Origin of the sequence: Streptococcus sp. HMSC064H09 (assembly GCF_001812625.1) — a bacterium.
Taxonomy (GTDB): domain Bacteria; phylum Bacillota; class Bacilli; order Lactobacillales; family Streptococcaceae; genus Streptococcus.
The window spans coordinates 38,812-41,416 of sequence record NZ_KV809580.1; the positions used below are offsets into that span (position 1 = coordinate 38,812).

General features: G+C 35.9%; 1 protein-coding gene. It reads right to left on the reverse strand.

The genetic code is table 11. From position 1 onward, the window contains the following. Positions 1 to 431: 431 nt before the first annotated feature. Complete coding sequence (gene glmS / locus HMPREF2867_RS05205) at positions 432 to 2,249, reverse strand: glutamine--fructose-6-phosphate transaminase (isomerizing) (RefSeq protein ID WP_022496548.1); 1,818 nt, start codon at positions 2,247 to 2,249, stop codon at positions 432 to 434. Between the last annotated feature and the right edge of the window lie 356 nt (positions 2,250 to 2,605).

Consider the following 2,605-nt stretch of genomic DNA (forward strand, 5'->3'; position numbering starts at 1 on the left):
CGGTTTTAGAAACTTCATCAACTTTAAGAAACGTATCTTCATCACTCTAAACATAAAAAAAGAGAAGACCTATCTGGTCCTCTCTAGATGTTAGCTTTTCGCCACCCACTACAGTTGACAAACATACTAAGATGAGTAGTGAGAAAATCTCCAACCAGAGAGTACTCACTACTTTTTCGTTAGGTTAAAGTAGTGGGGTCTTGTAAAATTGTAGTATAGCGCTATACGTCACTTGACAAACTGGCAAGAAACCTTGATCAAAAATACCAGGAAAGGTATTTTTTAGCATGCCTTTTTATGGCTCAAAAATTGTTAAAACTAAGACAATAAACTCAGAATAGTACTGTCTTATCTCATTTTTAACTTAAAGCTTTGATAGACTTGATAAATGATAAAAAAGAGCTAATAAAATTTAGAATGCGGAAACTAACTTACTCAACTGTTACTGCTTTTGCAAGGTTTCGTGGTTTATCCACGTCAAGACCCCGTTGTAGAGAAGCATAGTAAGCAATCAACTGAGTTGGAATAACCATTGAGATCGGTGATAAGAATGGATGTACTTGATTGACAATAATATCATCATCAGCTTTAGCTAATTTTTCCTCAACGACTGTTAAAACATTAGCTCCACGAGCAGCAACTTCCTGAATATTACCACGAGTATGAGCAGCCACAACTTCACTTGCAGAAATTAATCCTAAAACTGGAGTACCATCTTCAATCAATGAAATTGTACCGTGTTTCAACTCACCCGCAGCAAAGCCTTCACATTGAATATAAGAGATTTCTTTCAACTTCAATGATGCTTCCATAGCTACATAATAATCATTTCCTCGACCAATGTAGAAAGCATTACGAGTTGTAGCCAACAAGTTCTCAACTTTCTCAGAAATCATATCTTTTTCAGAGAGAGTCGCTTCAATTGACTGAGCAACAATTGATAACTCATGCACTAAATCAAACTCAAGTGCTTCTTTCTTGCCATTTGCTTCACCAACAGCTTTCGCAAGGAAAGCTAGAGCCGCAATCTGAGCAGTATAAGCTTTTGTAGAAGCTACAGCAATTTCAGGCCCTGCATGTAAAAGCATCGTATATGTTGCTTCACGAGAAAGCGTAGAACCAGGTACATTGGTAACAGTCAAACTAGGGATTCCCATTTCGTTAGCTTTCACCAAAACTTGACGGCTATCTGCTGTTTCACCTGATTGACTAAGCAAAACAAACATTGGTTTTTTGCTCAAAAGTGGAATGTTGTAACCCCACTCAGATGCAACACCTATTTCAACTGGTGTATCTGTCAATTTTTCAAACATAGCTTTTGACGCAAAACCAGCATTATATGAAGTCCCAGCTGCTAAGATGTAAATACGATCTGCTTCTTGTACTGACTTGACAATAGCTGGATCAACAGTGATATTTCCTTCATCATCTGCATAGGTAGAAATCAATTTACGCATTACAGTAGGTTGCTCATCAATTTCTTTCAACATATAGTAAGGATAAGTTCCTTTACCAATATCAGAAAGATCAAGTTCAGCTGTATAAGTACCGCGTTCAATAGCATTTCCTTCATAATCGGTAACTGTGATAGCATCTTTGGTCAGAACAACCAACTCTTTATCGTGAATTTCCATAAATTGACTAGTTTCACGAATCATAGCCATGGCATCTGAACAAACCATGTTGTAACCTTCACCAACACCAATCAAAAGTGGAGATTTGTTTTTGGCAACATAAATCGTATCTGGTGCTTGAGAGTCAACAAGAGCAAACGCATATGACCCTTGGATAATATGAAGAGATTTTTTTAAGGCTTCAAGAACTGATAATCCATCTTCGTCAACGAATTTACCAATCAAGTGAACTGCAATCTCAGTATCTGTCTGACCTTTAAATTTGTGTCCTTGCAAGTATTCTTCTTTAATTTGGAGATAGTTTTCAATAACTCCGTTATGAACTAAAACGAAGCGCCCTGTTTCCGAAGTATGTGGGTGAGCATTATCCTCAGTTGCTTGACCATGTGTTGCCCAACGCGTGTGACCAATACCAGTTGATCCCTTAACATCGGAGCTAATTTTAGCACGAAGATCTGCAATACGACCAACTGATTTAACTAGACAACCTTTATCTGGGGCATCAGTCACATAAATACCTGCTGAGTCATAACCGCGATACTCTAACTTTTCGAGACCCTGTATTAAGATATCCACTGCATTACTATTTCCAACAACTCCAACAATTCCACACATTAATTATTACCTGTAGCAACTTTTAAATTACTATCCCTTTCCTACAAATTGGTATAGTTCAATATCCTATTATTGAACCGAACAAAGTCATTATATACCTAGTTTTATTAGTTGTCAACAATTAAATTGGTATAGTCATAAAAGATGACTATCTTCAATTTGTCAAGTAAAAACTTATTATCAGATAATCTAAATCAATTTTTCTTAACAACTATTTAAATGAATAAAAACGAAATTTGTTATACCACTTCCAATTAAACTCTATTTTCCTTTAAAGAACAAAATTTCGCTAATAATTCAGATTTTTTTATTTCTGTGATTTGTAAAACCACTGTAGAGATTATAGAGCTTTTTGA